At 41.7% G+C, this 14,618-nt stretch carries 14 protein-coding genes and 1 riboswitch; of the genes, 9 read left to right on the forward strand and 5 right to left on the reverse strand.

Going from position 1 to position 14,618, the window contains the following annotated elements; all coding sequences use genetic code 11:
• Window positions 1-147: 147 nt before the first annotated feature.
• Window positions 148-405, reverse strand: coding sequence for a membrane protein insertion efficiency factor YidD (gene yidD, locus EP58_RS00715; protein ID WP_036089088.1), 258 nt, complete (start codon window positions 403-405; stop codon window positions 148-150).
• Between the two features lie 78 nt (window positions 406-483).
• On the opposite strand from yidD, the gene ytkD reads away from it, so the two are divergent.
• On the forward strand, window positions 484-960 hold the full coding sequence (ytkD, locus tag EP58_RS00720) for an RNA deprotection pyrophosphohydrolase (RefSeq protein ID WP_036088977.1): 477 nt from the start codon (window positions 484-486) through the stop codon (window positions 958-960).
• A gap of 5 nt (window positions 961-965) precedes the next feature.
• The gene (locus EP58_RS00725; protein ID WP_036088980.1) at window positions 966-1,208 is read left to right on the forward strand and encodes a DUF2584 domain-containing protein; all 243 of its coding nucleotides are present in this window, start codon (window positions 966-968) and stop codon (window positions 1,206-1,208) included.
• A gap of 57 nt (window positions 1,209-1,265) precedes the next feature.
• On the opposite strand, the gene EP58_RS00730 is transcribed toward EP58_RS00725, so the two are convergent.
• Window positions 1,266-1,547, reverse strand: a complete 282-nt coding sequence (locus tag EP58_RS00730; RefSeq protein WP_036088981.1) for a hypothetical protein — start codon at window positions 1,545-1,547, stop codon at window positions 1,266-1,268.
• A 125-nt stretch (window positions 1,548-1,672) separates the two neighbouring features.
• Here EP58_RS00730 and EP58_RS00735 point away from each other — a divergent pair, with 125 nt between their 5' ends.
• From EP58_RS00735 to EP58_RS00760, 6 genes are all read left to right on the forward strand, one after another.
• Window positions 1,673-2,014 (forward strand): thiol-disulfide oxidoreductase DCC family protein, encoded by a 342-nt coding sequence (locus EP58_RS00735; RefSeq protein ID WP_036088982.1) that lies wholly within the window; start codon window positions 1,673-1,675, stop codon window positions 2,012-2,014.
• Window positions 2,015-2,089: 75 nt separating this feature from the next.
• Window positions 2,090-2,194: riboswitch (SAM riboswitch) on the forward strand.
• Window positions 2,195-2,385: 191 nt separating this feature from the next.
• Window positions 2,386-3,600, forward strand: a complete 1,215-nt coding sequence (gene metK / locus EP58_RS00740; RefSeq protein ID WP_036088984.1) for a methionine adenosyltransferase — start codon at window positions 2,386-2,388, stop codon at window positions 3,598-3,600.
• Window positions 3,601-3,758: 158 nt separating this feature from the next.
• Complete coding sequence (locus EP58_RS00745; RefSeq protein WP_036088986.1) at window positions 3,759-4,535, forward strand: carbonic anhydrase; 777 nt, start codon at window positions 3,759-3,761, stop codon at window positions 4,533-4,535.
• Between the two features lie 317 nt (window positions 4,536-4,852).
• Entirely contained in the window at window positions 4,853-6,718 is a 1,866-nt protein-coding gene (gene asnB / locus EP58_RS00750) for an asparagine synthase (glutamine-hydrolyzing) (protein WP_036088988.1), read from the forward strand.
• Between the two features lie 908 nt (window positions 6,719-7,626).
• On the forward strand, window positions 7,627-8,889 hold the full coding sequence (locus EP58_RS00755) for a glycosyltransferase family 2 protein (RefSeq protein ID WP_036088990.1): 1,263 nt from the start codon (window positions 7,627-7,629) through the stop codon (window positions 8,887-8,889).
• A 23-nt stretch (window positions 8,890-8,912) separates the two neighbouring features.
• Entirely contained in the window at window positions 8,913-10,268 is a 1,356-nt protein-coding gene (locus tag EP58_RS00760) for a nucleotide sugar dehydrogenase (RefSeq protein WP_036088992.1), read from the forward strand.
• 82 nt (window positions 10,269-10,350) lie between these two features.
• Here the strand turns inward: EP58_RS00760 and EP58_RS00765 are convergent, their stop codons facing one another.
• From EP58_RS00765 to mnmL, 3 genes are all read right to left on the reverse strand, one after another.
• Complete coding sequence (locus EP58_RS00765) at window positions 10,351-11,412, reverse strand: MupG family TIM beta-alpha barrel fold protein (RefSeq protein ID WP_036088994.1); 1,062 nt, start codon at window positions 11,410-11,412, stop codon at window positions 10,351-10,353.
• An 82-nt stretch (window positions 11,413-11,494) separates the two neighbouring features.
• Window positions 11,495-12,085 carry a tRNA 5-(aminomethyl)-2-thiouridylate-methyltransferase MnmM gene (mnmM, locus tag EP58_RS00770; RefSeq protein ID WP_036088996.1) on the reverse strand — a complete coding sequence of 197 codons (591 nt, stop codon included), beginning with the start codon at window positions 12,083-12,085 and terminating at the stop codon, window positions 11,495-11,497.
• Complete coding sequence (gene mnmL, locus EP58_RS00775) at window positions 12,082-13,041, reverse strand: tRNA modification radical SAM protein MnmL/YtqA (protein ID WP_036088998.1); 960 nt, start codon at window positions 13,039-13,041, stop codon at window positions 12,082-12,084. The genes mnmM and mnmL overlap by 4 nt, the downstream gene beginning before the upstream one ends.
• A gap of 144 nt (window positions 13,042-13,185) precedes the next feature.
• On the opposite strand from mnmL, the gene EP58_RS00780 reads away from it, so the two are divergent.
• Complete coding sequence (locus EP58_RS00780) at window positions 13,186-14,592, forward strand: amino acid permease (RefSeq protein ID WP_036089000.1); 1,407 nt, start codon at window positions 13,186-13,188, stop codon at window positions 14,590-14,592.
• Window positions 14,593-14,618 lie beyond the last annotated feature (26 nt).

A 14,618-nucleotide genomic window follows, 5' to 3' on the forward strand; every position in this document is an offset into this window, starting at 1 on the left:
TAATACCGCAAATAAGATAAAAAGGCAAGTAGTTTCTTGTAGAAAATGATAAAAAATATAAAACCTCAAAACGTAAGTGCGACGAGCAATGTTTTATTTCTAGGCAAAAGCAGTACTACTCGTCGCGCTGAATCCTTGCGCCTACTCTTATTTTTCATTATAATGAGGATGACGGTGGTCTTCGTGGTTGCACTTCATCGGCACTAAATCCACACCGCCTTTATGGAAAGGATGGCATTTAGAAATCCGCTTCACTGTTAACCAGCCGCCTTTTAAAGCGCCATGCTCTGTAATGGCTTCCATACCATATTGCGAGCAAGTAGGGTAGAACCGGCAAGTTCCAGGTTTTAAGGGTGAAATATAGTTGCGATAAAGACGAATACCGCCCAACATGATTTTCTTCATTTTGCGACTCACCTTCATTTTTAGGAATTTTAACCTCTTTATCGTACCACAAATTCGAAAAAAAGAAAGGGAATAGGCATGTACACGTATCAGGATTCGCTTGGGAATGCGGTATCGATTTATTTTGATATCCAACAAGAAGCAGATGATGTGCTCGTCATCGCGAAATTTCATGACACTTGGCTGTTCACTACGCATAAAACCCGTGGCATCGAGTTTCCTGGTGGAAAAGGCGAGCTTGGGGAGTCGAACGAAGAAACGGCGAGGCGCGAAACAATGGAAGAAACCGGCGCAAAATTAGACAAATTACATATAATAGCGCAATATGAAGTAAAGACAGCAGAGCGAACGTTCAGCAAACGCGTCTATTTGGCGAATGTAGCAGGTTTTGTGAATCAGGTGGATTATATGGAGACGTTGGGTCCGAAGCTTATTGCAGGGGATTTAGCAAGCATCGTTCAGCAGGAATCATTCAGTTTTTTTATGCGCGATGAAGGAATGCAAGTCGTTATTCAAGAAACATTGCGACAACTAAAATCAAATAATTGGAGGTAATACGCATGGGAATGCCATTAGAAGTCAACACAATGATTGTAACAAAGGGAAAAGAGAAGCGGATTTCAGATAACTTTTTTGAGTTGGAGAAAGCAGGATATCGTATTTATCCCATCGATGTGCCAGTGGAAGTTCGGACAACAAGAGAAAGCGAAACAAATGGTATTGCTGTGCCACTTAAGCTCATCTGGGAGAACGATACGACGATCATTACATACGAACTAGTGTCGCTGAATTCCAGTAATTAGGCAACAAAAAAAGTTGAGCCCGCAATGCGTGAGGCCCAACTTTTTTCAGATGCTTCATTAAACGTTTTTCTTAGCCGACATGCGGCGAATCCAAGCAACGATGCTAATAATAAGAGAGAAAATATACTCTCCAAGTGTAGCGATGAAAATCGAAATCGCGATCTCAGCTTGCGAAACTCCGCCGCCGTAGAAGCTAATAAAGAAAATAACTGCACTTGCAATCAAGCCCATTGTTGCTAAAAAGTACTTGAACCAGCGCCATTTTAAAACAAATTCAAAAATGCATACAGCGATAATAAAAATCGCAAAAATAAGCAAAGTTAACGTCGAAAATATCATAGTTTCTTCTCCTTTGGTGAACCAAGCATTCATACAATCTGGGAAATCCCAATGTATAAAATTCATTTTAACATAGTTTGGCGAGAATGGTAAACAAGAAACGTCATTTAAGGAGTTGAGTAAGAATGAAGGATATCGTTTTATACGATCAAAATTGTCGGTTTTGCAAAGCTACGAAACGCGTGTTTGAAAGGCTAGACTGGATGCATGTCATCGACTGGAGGCCACTTCAAGAAGCAGTTGATATCGGTTTTTCACAAGAAGAACTGATGCGTGAAATTCACCTTATCACACCAGATGGAAGCGCCAAGAAAGGTTTTTTCGCGATTCGTCGGATGTTGTTGCGTTTTCCGCTGACAGGACTCATTGGCTTAATTATGTATTTGCCATTTCTCAAGCCTGCAGGACGTTTTGGATACAGTGTAGTGGCAGATAATCGGACATGTGATATTCGAAAAAAGAAGTAGGGGCGAGCGTGCAAAATTTTTTGTGCGTGACAATAAGTTTGAAACATGTTACAATAACGTGAAAACTAAATTAAACTCTTATCCAGAGCGGTAGAGGGACTGGCCCTTTGAAACCCGGCAACCTACATGTATTGTAAGGTGCTAACCTGTGGCAGGAATTGATTTCCTGATCGATGAGAGCGAAGGTATTGTAAATAATAGCCTTCTCTCTATTCCGCGCGCAATTGGCAAATAGGGAGAAGGCTTTTTTGTTGGCATGGAGCTAAAACATGTCGCAATAAAAGCGTGAACGAGACTACAAGGAAACAGACGATAAGTTCGCATTTTTGCAAACCACTTCGCGATGGAGAAGAAAAAGGAGGAAACAAAGAATGGCAAGAAACCGTCATTTATTTACGTCAGAATCTGTTTCTGATGGACATCCAGACAAGATTGCAGATCAGATTTCAGATGCAATTTTGGATGCGATTTTAACGAAAGATGCTGATGCTCGTGTGGCTTGTGAGACGACAGTGACAACAGGATTGGTACTCGTAGCGGGAGAAATAACAACGTCTACTTACGTGGATATTCCGAAAATCGTGCGCGATACGATTAAAGAAATTGGCTACACCCGTGCAAAATATGGTTTTGATGCAGAAACGTGTGCTGTTTTGACAGCCATTGATGAGCAGTCACCAGATATCGCACAAGGTGTGGATGTCGCTTTAGAATCTCGTGGTGGTTCGGCCGAAGACGCGGCAATCGATGCGATCGGGGCAGGAGACCAAGGCTTGATGTTCGGTTTTGCAACAGATGAAACCGAAGAATTAATGCCACTTCCAATCTCACTAGCACATGCATTATCCCGTAAAATCGCGGAATTACGCAAAAATAATGTGTTGACCTATCTACGTCCAGATGCGAAAACACAAGTTACCATAGAATATGATAATAATAATCAACCAATTCGCGTCGATACAATCGTTATTTCGACGCAACATCATCCAGACATTTCACAAGAACAAATCGCAACAGACTTGCATAAACTAGTTATAGAAGAAGTGATTGATGCAAGGCTTCTTGACGCGGAAACGAAATACTTCATCAATCCAACTGGCCGCTTTGTTATCGGCGGACCTCAAGGAGACGCTGGTTTAACAGGTCGCAAAATTATCGTAGACACATATGGCGGTTACGCACGTCATGGAGGAGGCGCATTTTCTGGTAAGGATCCTACAAAAGTGGACCGTTCAGGCGCTTATGCCGCACGTTACGTTGCTAAAAACATCGTCGCAGCCGGGCTTGCTAAAAAAGTAGAGGTGCAGCTAGCTTATGCCATTGGAGTTGCCCACCCCGTATCAATCTCAATCGATACCTACGGAACAAGCGATTACAGCGAGCAAGACCTAATCAATGCAGTCAATAAATTTTTCGATCTACGCCCAGCAGGAATTATCAAAATGCTTGACTTGCGTCGTCCCATCTACCGTCAAACCGCGGCATTTGGTCATTTCGGCAGGTTAGATTTAGACTTACCGTGGGAAAAAGTGGACAAAGCGTCACAAATGAAAGAATTTTTATCCCAAACTGCAAATATAAATTAATATTTTAAAACCTAGCTTTGGAGCCAATCCAGCTAGGTTTTTTACATTAATGGCTGTTTTTTCTCAAAAATATCATGATTTCGTCACAAAAAGTACACACACATATGAACCATTATGTAATATAATAATTAAGTTACTTAACGAAAGGAGTTTTCAACATGAAAACAAAATTATTAGCAGCTTCAGCAATTGCAGCATCACTTATTCTCGTAGCAGGTTGTGGCAATAGCGATGCAAGCGACACGAAAAAAGAAGAAAAAACAGCAAAAACAGAAACAACAGCGAAACACGAGGATCACTTAGACTATCATGATCAAAAATCGTGGCAATTTGAAGCAGGCGACACACAGTCCCCAATCAACATTGAAACAGCAAAAACAGAGCCGATGAAGGACACTGGGACTATTGAATTAAATTACAATCAAAAAGTGACCGACGAAGTAGACAATGGCCACAGTATCCAAGTGGATGACGGTGGACAAGCGACTATCAACGGACGCAAATTTGAATTAAATCAATTCCATTTCCATGCAGAAAGTGAGCATACAGTAGATGGTAAACATTATCCAATCGAAGCCCACTTTGTAAATGAAAATCAAGATAGCCGTCTAGCAGTTATCGGCGTTTTCTTCACAGAAGGTAAAGCAAATCCGGCTTTCCAAAGCATTTTAAACAATGTTAAAAAAGGCGAAAAAACAACAGTTAGCGAGCCAATTGACGTAGCAGCATTACTTCCAACAAACAAATCATACTATCACTATCTAGGTTCATTAACAACACCACCACTATCTGAAAACGTGGAATGGTATGTTATGTCGACACCAGTAGAAGTTTCAAAAGAACAAATTGCAGAATTCAACAAATACTACGATGGTAACAACCGTAAAGTTCAACCGTTACACGATCGTCCAGTACTAAAACACACAGACAATTAAAATCTTCCAGCGGACCGCACAAGTCTCATCTCCGTCGTTAAAAGCTGTGTTCCGGTGCTCACGTTTTAGTACGTTCCGCTCCGGTACGCGCTTTTGCCTAGGATCTAAGCCTTGTGCGGCCCGCTGGTTTTTCGCGGTGCATTCATGAATAGGCATAAAACATCATTTTTAATAAAGGATCCAGGAAATTCATGTTTACGTGATTTTTCTGGGTCTTTTTTTGCGGGATGCTGTTCAAACAAACCCTATTTATGATATGATAGACGTTGTTGAAAAAGTGGACATAAATAGTTTAAAAATAGAGGAGAAATGTGACGATGTGTGGATTTATTGGATGCGTACATGACCGCATTGCTGAAATTACTGGCGAAGAGAAGGAAACGTTTAAGCAAATGAACGACATGATTACACACCGTGGCCCTGATGATGAGGGTTATTTTACGGATGAGCATGTTCAGTTTGGTTTCCGTCGCCTCAGCATTATTGATGTGGAGAACGGTCATCAGCCGCTAACGTATGAGAATGAGCGGTACTGGATAATTTTTAATGGTGAAATTTATAATTATGTGGAGCTGCGCGAGAACTTGGTGAACGAAGGTATGACGTTTGAGACGAGCAGTGATACGGAGGTTATTATTGCTACATATGCCAAATATAAGGAAAAAACGGCGGAACAATTGCGCGGTATGTTTGGTTTTGTTATTTGGGATAAAGAAGAGGAGAAAATTTACGGTGCCCGCGATCCATTCGGTATTAAACCGTTTTTCTATGCAGAGGAAGATGGAAAACTTTACATGGGTTCTGAGAAGAAATCGATCTTGCATGCGCTGAAATCTACAAAATTGGACGAAGTGTCTTTACAAAATTACATGACGTTCCAGTTTGTTCCGGAACCAGACTCTTTGACGCAAGGTGTGAAACGCCTAGAACCAGGTCATTATTTCACGAAGAAAATCGGCGAATCGATGCAGATTAGTCAATATTGGAAGGCGAAATTCCAACCAGTTGCGAAATCAGAAGATACGTTTATTAAAGAAATTCGCGATGTAATGTATGATTCTGTAAAAATGCACATGCGCAGTGACGTGCCAGTCGGTTCATTCTTATCGGGTGGGATTGATTCCTCGATTATTGCTGCCATTGCGAAAGAATATCATCCTGCGATTAAAACTTTCTCTGTTGGCTTTGAACGCGATGGCTTCAGTGAGGTCGATGTAGCTAAGGAAACAGCCGAGAAGCTAGGCGTCGAGAATATCAGTTACATCATTACGCCGCAAGAATACATGGATGAATTGCCGAAAATTGTTTGGCATATGGATGATCCGTTGGCAGATCCAGCAGCGATTCCGCTTTATTTCCTATCCCGTGAAGCACGTAAGCACGTGACGGTGGCTTTATCAGGAGAAGGCGCAGATGAACTTTTCGGTGGGTATAATATTTATAACGAGCCGAATTCGCTGTCCATGTTTAACAAAATGCCAGGTGTTTTGAAGTCGATGCTTCGCGGTGTCGCAAATGTTATGCCTGAGGGAATGCGCGGTAAGAGCTTCCTTGAGCGCGGAACAACGCCGATGGAAGAACGTTATATTGGTAATGCGAAGATGTTTACGGAAGCCGAGAAAAAAATCTTGTTGCCGAAATATCAAGCAGGCCATGATTACACAAAAATTACCGATCCACTATATGCGGAGACAGTTGGTTACAATCCAGTGGAGCGGATGCAGTACATCGATATTCATACGTGGATGCGCGGCGATATCTTGCTAAAAGCCGATAGAATGACAATGGCGAACTCGTTAGAAGTCCGTGTGCCATTCTTGGATAAAGAAGTATTCCGTGTCGCAAAAGATATCCCAGCGTCGCTTAAAACAACGAATGGTACAACGAAATACGTGTTGCGTAAAGCAGCAGAAGCATTCGTACCTGACCACGTTTTAAATCGCCGGAAACTTGGATTCCCAGTGCCGATTCGTCATTGGTTGAAAGACGAGATGAATCAGTGGGTCAAAGATATTATTCGCGATTCACCGACAGATCACCTCATCAATAAAAAATATGTCTTGCAATTGCTAGACGATCATTGTGCCGGAAAACAAGATTATAGCCGTAAAATTTGGACGGTCGTTATTTTCATGATTTGGTATGATGTGTATGTTGAAAACAAGTATGATTTTGGGAAATAATAAGATAAATGTGGAAGCACCGAGCCTTTTGGGCGAGGTGCTTTTTGCGATTTTGGTGCAAAATAGAGGGTGATTCCAAAAAAAAACATACGATGTAAGTGCTAACATTCACTCTTCAAGCAGCCTTTGTGAACGTCTAGTGAATCTTTTTACGAAAGCTTGAATAGATAGAGTTTGGACTGTATAATCAATAGGAGATCAGCATGAAGCTTTCTTTTCATTCTTTTGATTTTTAGAAAATAAGTTTTGAATATAACAATTTGAAATTTCGTATACTTTATATGGATATCGACAAAGGATAAGTAGTTATAGTGATAACTTTTTGATTTGTAATGTGATAAAAAGTAAATAAATTCACAAAAAGATAATTCTTTCTTTTTAATTATCGATTATTGGATTCAAAAAAGCTTGATTTAAAAAAAAATAACTAAAATAGGTATCAGAGATGGTGTTGATCATACAAAAACAGCCCAAATATGTACAAAAGGTGAAACATTTTGGAATCTATTGTATATGAGGGCATGGCTATGTATAATAATGAAGGTAAAGCGTTGTGATGAGTAAAGGAGCGTCATAGGGATCTTCGAAAGATTTAATAGGTTTGCTCGATAGACTATTTCATTTGATAACTAGGTGTGAAAAATTAGGCTAGTTACGTTACTTCTTTTATTGTTAGTGCATGCTATATTTCATTTCTATATTATCTAATGTTGATTCATATAAAAATTGTTGGGATATGCAATTTTTGATATGTCTAAGATAATTAGATGTATAATTTCAATAACATTTTAATAACTTAATTAGATGCCATTGATTATTGTCTGAATAATCTTTCTTGTTCTAATTACGGTTTATATAAAAAGAATATTGCTATTTTTCGCAATTAAATAATTAAGGGAGTTGGCATAATGTTTGAAGAGGGAAGAAAGAAGTCATCCTTCATTATTTCGCTATTTGGTTTTGTGCTTTGTGTAGCGATGCTGGAGATGATTGGTTTTTGGAGGACGGGGAATATTTCGACATCGTTTAGTATTTATGGATGGGGGATGGTCATTTATCTTATTATTAAAATGACGCTATCTATGTTCTACAAGCCGAAGAAAAATGAACCGCCGAATTTGAAAGTAACGGTTGTTATTCCAGCCTATAATGAGTCAAGTGATGCCATTCTTCGGCTGATGGAGACGATTCAGAAGCAAACCTATCCAATACATGAAATCTTTTTCGTGGATGATGGTAGTAAGTCAAAAGAGGCAGTTATTGCTTTGAGGAAATATGTAGCTGAAGCAGATTTGCCAAATACGAAAAATATTATTATTCATGAAATGGAGAAGAACCAAGGAAAGCGCCATGCACAAGCCTATGCTTTTGAGCACTCTACGGGGGACATATTTTTCACTATGGATTCTGATGGTGAGATTTTTCCGGATACGCTTTATGAATTAATGCGACCATTTGCTGATGAGAAAGTGATGGCAGCGACGGGTCATATTAATGCTCGTAATCGTGATACGAACTTGTTAACACGTCTTTTGGATATGCGTTATGACAATGCTTTTCGTGTGGAGCGTGCCTCGCAGTCAGTAACTGGACATATTCTTGTTTGTTCGGGACCAATTAGTTGCTATCGACGCGAGGTTGTTACGGATAATCTACAGCGATATTTGAACCAAACAGTTCTGGGGGTTCCAGCGTCTGTTGGGGATGACCGTTGTCTGACAAACTATGCGATTGAGAAAGGTACCACGATTTATCAATCAACGGCAGAATGTATTACAGATGTTCCGGATACGATGCGTGTTTTTTTAAAACAACAAACGAGATGGAGTAAGTCATTTTTTAGAGAGACATTTATATCGATGCGTATGATTTTCACACATCCAATTGTATTTTTATGGTCTTTCGTTGAGATTGTCTTATGGATTATTTTCCTGGCAGCTGTTGGTTATAATATTATTTGGCATTTCTGGGATTTAACATGGGTCGATTGGGTATTTTACTTGATTCTAGCTTGCCTATCAGCTTATGCAAGGAATGTGCATTATATGTTTAAGTATCCACTTTGTTATTTAATGGCTCCGATTTATGGACTGATCCATTTTTTCACTATTCATATTGTTCGATTAACTGCATTAGCAACATTACGTGTCGATAAATGGGGAACACGTTAAGGCATATAAAAAGGAGTAATGGGATGAATAATTTCAAGAAAATAAAGAATAGTTTGAATGAAAAAGAAGCGGTTATCGCGGTTATGGGGCTTGGCTATGTTGGTTTGCCACTAGCTATTTCCTTTGCCGAAGCAGGTTTTCAAGTCATTGGCTTTGATCCAAGCGAGCCAAAAGTGACGCTTGTTAATCAAGGGAAGTCTGATATTATGGATATCACATCAGAACGTTTATCAAAATTGATTGGAAAGAAACGGCTTGTTGCGACTACAGATTCTGAAAGTTTAGCAAAAGCAGATGCCATCATTATTTGTGTACCAACACCACTTACAAAATCGTATGAACCGGATATTTCATATATTGTGAGCGCTGTGGATATGATTCGAGCGAACATGACACCTAATACGGTTGTGGTATTGGAAAGCACGACATATCCGGGTACTTCTAAGGAATTGCTTTATGCGCCGATTGAGAAAGATGGGTGGAAGCTTGACGAAGATTTCTATGTCTGTTATTCACCAGAGCGAGTAGATCCGGGGAATAAAACCTATCAAACTGAAAATACACCGAAAGTTTTAGGTGGTATGACGCCGATTTCGATGCAAGTGGGGACGGCCTTATATGAACAAGTTATTGATTATGTAGTGCCAGTAGCATCAACAGAAGTCGCAGAGATGAGTAAACTTCTTGAAAATACGTTTCGCAGTATCAACATCGCGTTTATTAATGAAATGTCCCTGTTATGCGAAAAATTAGATATTGATGTTTGGGAAACTATTGAAGCATCTAGTACCAAACCATTTGGATTTATGCGATTTAATCCAGGTCCAGGAATTGGAGGGCACTGTATTCCACTAGATCCAATTTACCTATCTTGGAAAGCAAAAGAAGTTAATTTTTTCAGTCGCTTTATTGAGTTAGCGCAGGAAACAAATCATCAAATGCCTGAGCATGTTGTTCACAAAGCAATGAAAACTTTAAACAGTAAACAAAAAGCATTGAGTGGTTCGCGAGTCTTACTGTTAGGGATGGCATATAAGGAGAATATTGATGATCTCCGTGAATCGCCAAGTATCTCAGTTTATGAAAATCTTGTAAAAGCAGGAGCTAGCGTCGATTTTTGTGATCCATTAGCAACGAAGTATCGGGACTATGATGGTACCATCCAAGAAACGATTCCGCTTGATTACAGCAGTTTTGCATCTTATGACTTAGTTATCATGCTGACATGTCACGACTTGTTTGATAAAGAACAGATACTCGCGAATAGCGCTTTAATTTTAGATACGAAAAATGTGATGTCTTCATTTGGTTCAAGTAAGGTTACTCGCTTCGGTGGTGGACCAGTTATAGATGTTGAAAAATCATTGATGGCACAGTAAACTTGGGTGCCTTGAAGGTTGATAGATAGAAAGAAGATTCTGCTCGTGTTAAAGTGAGCAGAATTTTCTTTGGTTATACTGATTAATTATGTTGTCTCAATTGAAGTGCCTGTCCAGGTTTTATGAAGGGGAGTATGGCAATTGATTCTGGTGTGACTTGACCGATAATATTCGTTTTTTGCTCAGCGGTCAGATCACGGAGAGCAATCGTAATTTCTCCTTGATAGCGTCCAAACAGGTTATTGTCAATCAAGATGCTACCGATATGACGTTTGTTTGATGGAATCGGTGCTATATCAATTTTCCCCAAAGCTGGTCGGGATTTTTCTAAGCGAATGAGATCGCGTGCTGGGTCCATGCGATTATTATCTGGTCTTAGTAGGTGTTTTTGAATCTCTGGGTCAAGATTTGGAGCTAGTTGGCAGTCGAGTAAGAGCATGCCGTCTTTAGCGAAGGCGGCGAATTGTTCGGTTGTTCGTGCTTGCAGCGCTGGATCGCCGATGTAGATGTTGTCGACGCCGAGTGTTTCTAATTCAAGTGCTGCGGCGAATGGGTTGCTGTGACGGTGGTTTTCGAGTGTCGGTAAGCCTGCGAATAAGGGCTGGCGTTTCTCACCGTCGCCGGGCACGAAAGCTGCGATTTTTAAGCCGTGAAGGTGTAGAAAATCATTCGTTTGCTTGAAAAAGGGAATATCGAGACCTGTGTGCGGTTTTGGATAGTAGTTATGGAAGGCTTCCACTTGCGAAATATCGACCCCGGCTTGTATAAGTGCTTCTAAAAAGGTGCTGTCAATCGTGCTGGCGTTTAGGTAGATTTTGATTTTCTTGGCGAGTTTTGCGATTTCTTCTGTGGTGAGGCCGTAATCGACGCGCAAGCCGGTAACGCCGAGATTAGTCAGTTGGTCGGCGTTGTCGATTGTGAGTCCGATGTGTGCAAGTGATTCAGCGGAAATATCGAGGACTAACTGCATGTCGTGTGTTTTTGCTGTCGCGCCTAGTCGTATTAGCAAGTGTCGATAGTTTGCAGGGTTTTCTTCTGGGATATGTAAGGAGCTGAAAATGAGCGAAAAGCCGTTTTTAGATGCATGCTGGATTGTTGTTTCAAAGTCATTGTCGCTGGATAAGTAAACCGAGATACCGAACATTTGAATCACCGTACTTTCTGGATATTTTAATTTAAGTATACAGTTAGTGAAATTTTATTTCAAACAAAAACCAGTTCCCGGATTATTTCGTGGGAACTGGTTTTGTTTTTCGTTTTTCAATGGCAATCACAAAAGGTGGGTTGTTGCGCTGGTTGATGAAGCGGTATTCTAAGACGTGAAACTGTTCTTGGGGAAGCGCTTCGGCGTAATTTAACACGGCTGCTTTCTCGCTTTGGCCTTCGGGGTGTCCGTGATAAATGACTAGAATCACGATGCCGCCAACAGTAAGTAGGGATAGGGCGGCATTGATGGCTTTTATAGTAGAATCAGCGAGCGTTGTAATTGTTTTGTCGCCGCCTGGGAGATAGCCGAGATTGAAGATAGCTACTTTGATCTCGGTTTGTTGCGGTAGGAGCTCCGCCATGTTTGCATGACTCTCGTGTAGCAGCGTGACTTGGCTGGCAACGCGTTTCTCGGTGAGCAGTTGCGTCGTAGCGTCAATCGCTTCTTGTTGGATATCAAAACCGAATACACGACCATTAACGCCAACTAAATCCGCTAAAAAAACCGTATCGTGACCATTTCCAATCGTAGCATCAACAACAGTATCACCAGGCAGGATAATACGAGTCAGCAAGTCGTGACTAAATGGTAAAATGCTTTTTAAGTTCATGCCTCGTTCCCAACCTTTGCTGTTTTGTAAAATTTACCTTGCCAACTGTCACGTCTTACGAGCTCAGCATCGATCGAGTTCAGCACTTCCCATTTATTCAAACTCCAAATCGGACCAATCAAGTCTTCGATGGCGCCGTCCCCCGTAATGCGATGAATCACCATCTCAGGAGGCAGTATTTCGAGCTGATCACACACAAGGCTAACATAATCATCCTTCGTTAAAAATTTCAGTTCGCCGTTCTTATACTGCTGAACCATTGGTGTGCCTTTTAGCAAATGTAATAAATGAATTTTGATGCCTGCAACGCCGCTTTCCACGACTTTTTGCACGGTTTCCAACATCATTTCTGGTGTTTCGCGAGGCAGACCGTTGATAATGTGCGTGCAAACACGAATGCCGCGAGCGTGTAATTTTTCGACGCCTTCCACGTAGCAATCGTAGTCATGCGCTCGGTTGATCAGTACACCAGTCTCGTTGTGCGCGCTTTGGAGGCCGAGTTCCACCCAGAGGTAGATTCGCTCGTTTAACTCGGCTAAATAGTCTACAACGTCGTCAGGAAGGCAATCGGGACGCGTCGCAATCGAAAGTCCCACGACACCTGGCTCGTTCAGCACAGATTCGTATTTTTCGCGCAGTTCGGCAACAGGGGCGTGCGTATTCGTGAACGCTTGAAAATAGGCCATATATTTGCCGTCCTTCCATTTCGTATGCATCCGGTCCTTAATCGCGTGAAACTGGGTTTGCAGATCATCCACGCGGTCCCCAGCAAAATCACCAGACCCCGCCGCACTGCAAAAAGTACAACCACCATGCGCCACCGTACCATCGCGATTCGGACAATCAAAACCACCGTCAAGCGCCACTTTGAAAACCTTGTAGCCAAAATGGTCACGCAAGCAGTAATTCCACGTGTGGTATCGTTTATTATCGTTCGTATATGGAAATGGGTTCATTTTTTGTCAAACTCCTTCAAACTTGAAATAATCATCCCTGCTATTTTATCATATTTTTCAGGGTTGCGGAGGAGTTATCATTGTGCTATGATATAAAAATACTTTAACTTGGTAATGTGCTAAAATGACTTGGAGGCAGAGAAAATGAACAAAACGAACAAAAAAATGGGCTATCTTGTATTAACATCTCTAGTAGTAGGGAACATGATTGGATCGGGAATCTTCATGTTACCGCGGCAAATGGCAGCTGTTGCAAGCCCGCTCGGCATTATGTTGGCGTGGATTTTAACAGGGACCGGCGTTTTAATGATCGCGCTCGTATTCGGAAATTTGGCTGTGCGACGACCAGACTTAACAAGCGGTGCGCAAAGCCATGCGTTCGAATTATTTGGCAATCCAAAACTAAAGCGGCTCGCAGGATTTATCGCCGTTTGGAGTTATTGGGTCGCTAACTGGGCAGGAAACGTGTCCATCATCACCTCCTTTGCTGGGTACTTATCCGTCTTTTTCCCAGTACTTAATAGCAAAAAGGTCGTGTTCACGATGGGGTCCTATCAGCTAGGGCTCGGTCAATTATTAACATTCCTAATCTGCTCCTTGCTTTTATGGGGCGTTTGTCTGATCATCATTCAAGGTGTGAGCGGGGCTGGGCGGATTAATTTCATCGCGACTGCCGCAAAAATCATCGGCTTCTTCCTATTTATTGTCGTCGGTTTATTTGCTTTCCAATCCTCTGTGATGGGCGAGTGGTACCATCCAGTTGCTGATATGAGTGGACTGGAACACGGCTTGTTATCCCAAGTCAACAGCGCAGCAATCGTGACGCTGTGGGCATTTATCGGAATCGAGTCGGCGATGATGTTCGCTGGACGCGCTAAATCCGGGAAAACTGTTCGTGCGGCAACGATTTCAGGTCTCATCATTTCGGTTTGCCTTTACACGACAATCACGATTCTGGCGCTTGGTCTCATCCCTAAATCCAAGTTGTTGCATTCTGCGAGTCCGCTTGCCGATGCGCTAAACGTCGTCACAGGAAGCGGCGGCTCGGCAGTCATGGCCTTGCTCGCGTTAGTCTGCCTATTCGGCTCAGCGATTGGCTGGATTATGATGAGTTCCGAAGCACCATACCAAGCCGCGAAAAATGGCCTCTTTCTCCCTTTCTTAGCAAAAACGAATAAAAACGGCACGCCAGTCCTCGTTCTCATTTTGACATGTTGCGCGTCCCAATTATTTATTTTTTCGACGCTTTCCGGCAATATCGCAACGGCCTATGATTTCGTGGTTAAAGTCTCAACACTCGCGTTTCTCGTCCAGTATTTCATCTCGCCACTATTCCAATTGAAACTGACGCTAACCGGCGCAACGTACGAGACGAATTCACTCGGAAAACGTTGGTTTGACGGCTTTATCGCGGCACTTGCCCTAACATACGCCTGCTGGATTATCAAAAGTGGAACAGAAGATTGGCGCGTGTTTGCTCTGAGTCTAGGTCTATTCTTCCTAGGATTTCTACTGTATCCGTTGATGAAATATAAGCCGTTACCAAAATGACAATCGTTGCTTTATCCGCGTTTTTA

It is taken from the genome of Paenilisteria newyorkensis, from assembly GCF_000766145.1.
Classification (GTDB): Bacteria; Bacillota; Bacilli; order Lactobacillales; family Listeriaceae; genus Listeria_A; species Listeria_A newyorkensis.

What these genes read in the sequence shown, in the direction of transcription:
- yidD (WP_036089088.1), bottom strand. Translation starts at nt 405, where the DNA reads ATGAAGAAAATCATGTTGGGCGGTATTCGTCTTTATCGCAACTATATT.
- ytkD (WP_036088977.1), top strand. Translation starts at nt 484, where the DNA reads ATGTACACGTATCAGGATTCGCTTGGGAATGCGGTATCGATTTATTTT.
- EP58_RS00725 (WP_036088980.1), top strand. Translation starts at nt 966, where the DNA reads ATGGGAATGCCATTAGAAGTCAACACAATGATTGTAACAAAGGGAAAA.
- EP58_RS00730 (WP_036088981.1), bottom strand. Translation starts at nt 1,547, where the DNA reads ATGATATTTTCGACGTTAACTTTGCTTATTTTTGCGATTTTTATTATC.
- EP58_RS00735 (WP_036088982.1), top strand. Translation starts at nt 1,673, where the DNA reads ATGAAGGATATCGTTTTATACGATCAAAATTGTCGGTTTTGCAAAGCT.
- metK (WP_036088984.1), top strand. Translation starts at nt 2,386, where the DNA reads ATGGCAAGAAACCGTCATTTATTTACGTCAGAATCTGTTTCTGATGGA.
- EP58_RS00745 (WP_036088986.1), top strand. Translation starts at nt 3,759, where the DNA reads ATGAAAACAAAATTATTAGCAGCTTCAGCAATTGCAGCATCACTTATT.
- asnB (WP_036088988.1), top strand. Translation starts at nt 4,853, where the DNA reads ATGTGTGGATTTATTGGATGCGTACATGACCGCATTGCTGAAATTACT.
- EP58_RS00755 (WP_036088990.1), top strand. Translation starts at nt 7,627, where the DNA reads ATGTTTGAAGAGGGAAGAAAGAAGTCATCCTTCATTATTTCGCTATTT.
- EP58_RS00760 (WP_036088992.1), top strand. Translation starts at nt 8,913, where the DNA reads ATGAATAATTTCAAGAAAATAAAGAATAGTTTGAATGAAAAAGAAGCG.
- EP58_RS00765 (WP_036088994.1), bottom strand. Translation starts at nt 11,412, where the DNA reads ATGTTCGGTATCTCGGTTTACTTATCCAGCGACAATGACTTTGAAACA.
- mnmM (WP_036088996.1), bottom strand. Translation starts at nt 12,085, where the DNA reads ATGAACTTAAAAAGCATTTTACCATTTAGTCACGACTTGCTGACTCGT.
- mnmL (WP_036088998.1), bottom strand. Translation starts at nt 13,041, where the DNA reads ATGAACCCATTTCCATATACGAACGATAATAAACGATACCACACGTGG.
- EP58_RS00780 (WP_036089000.1), top strand. Translation starts at nt 13,186, where the DNA reads ATGAACAAAACGAACAAAAAAATGGGCTATCTTGTATTAACATCTCTA.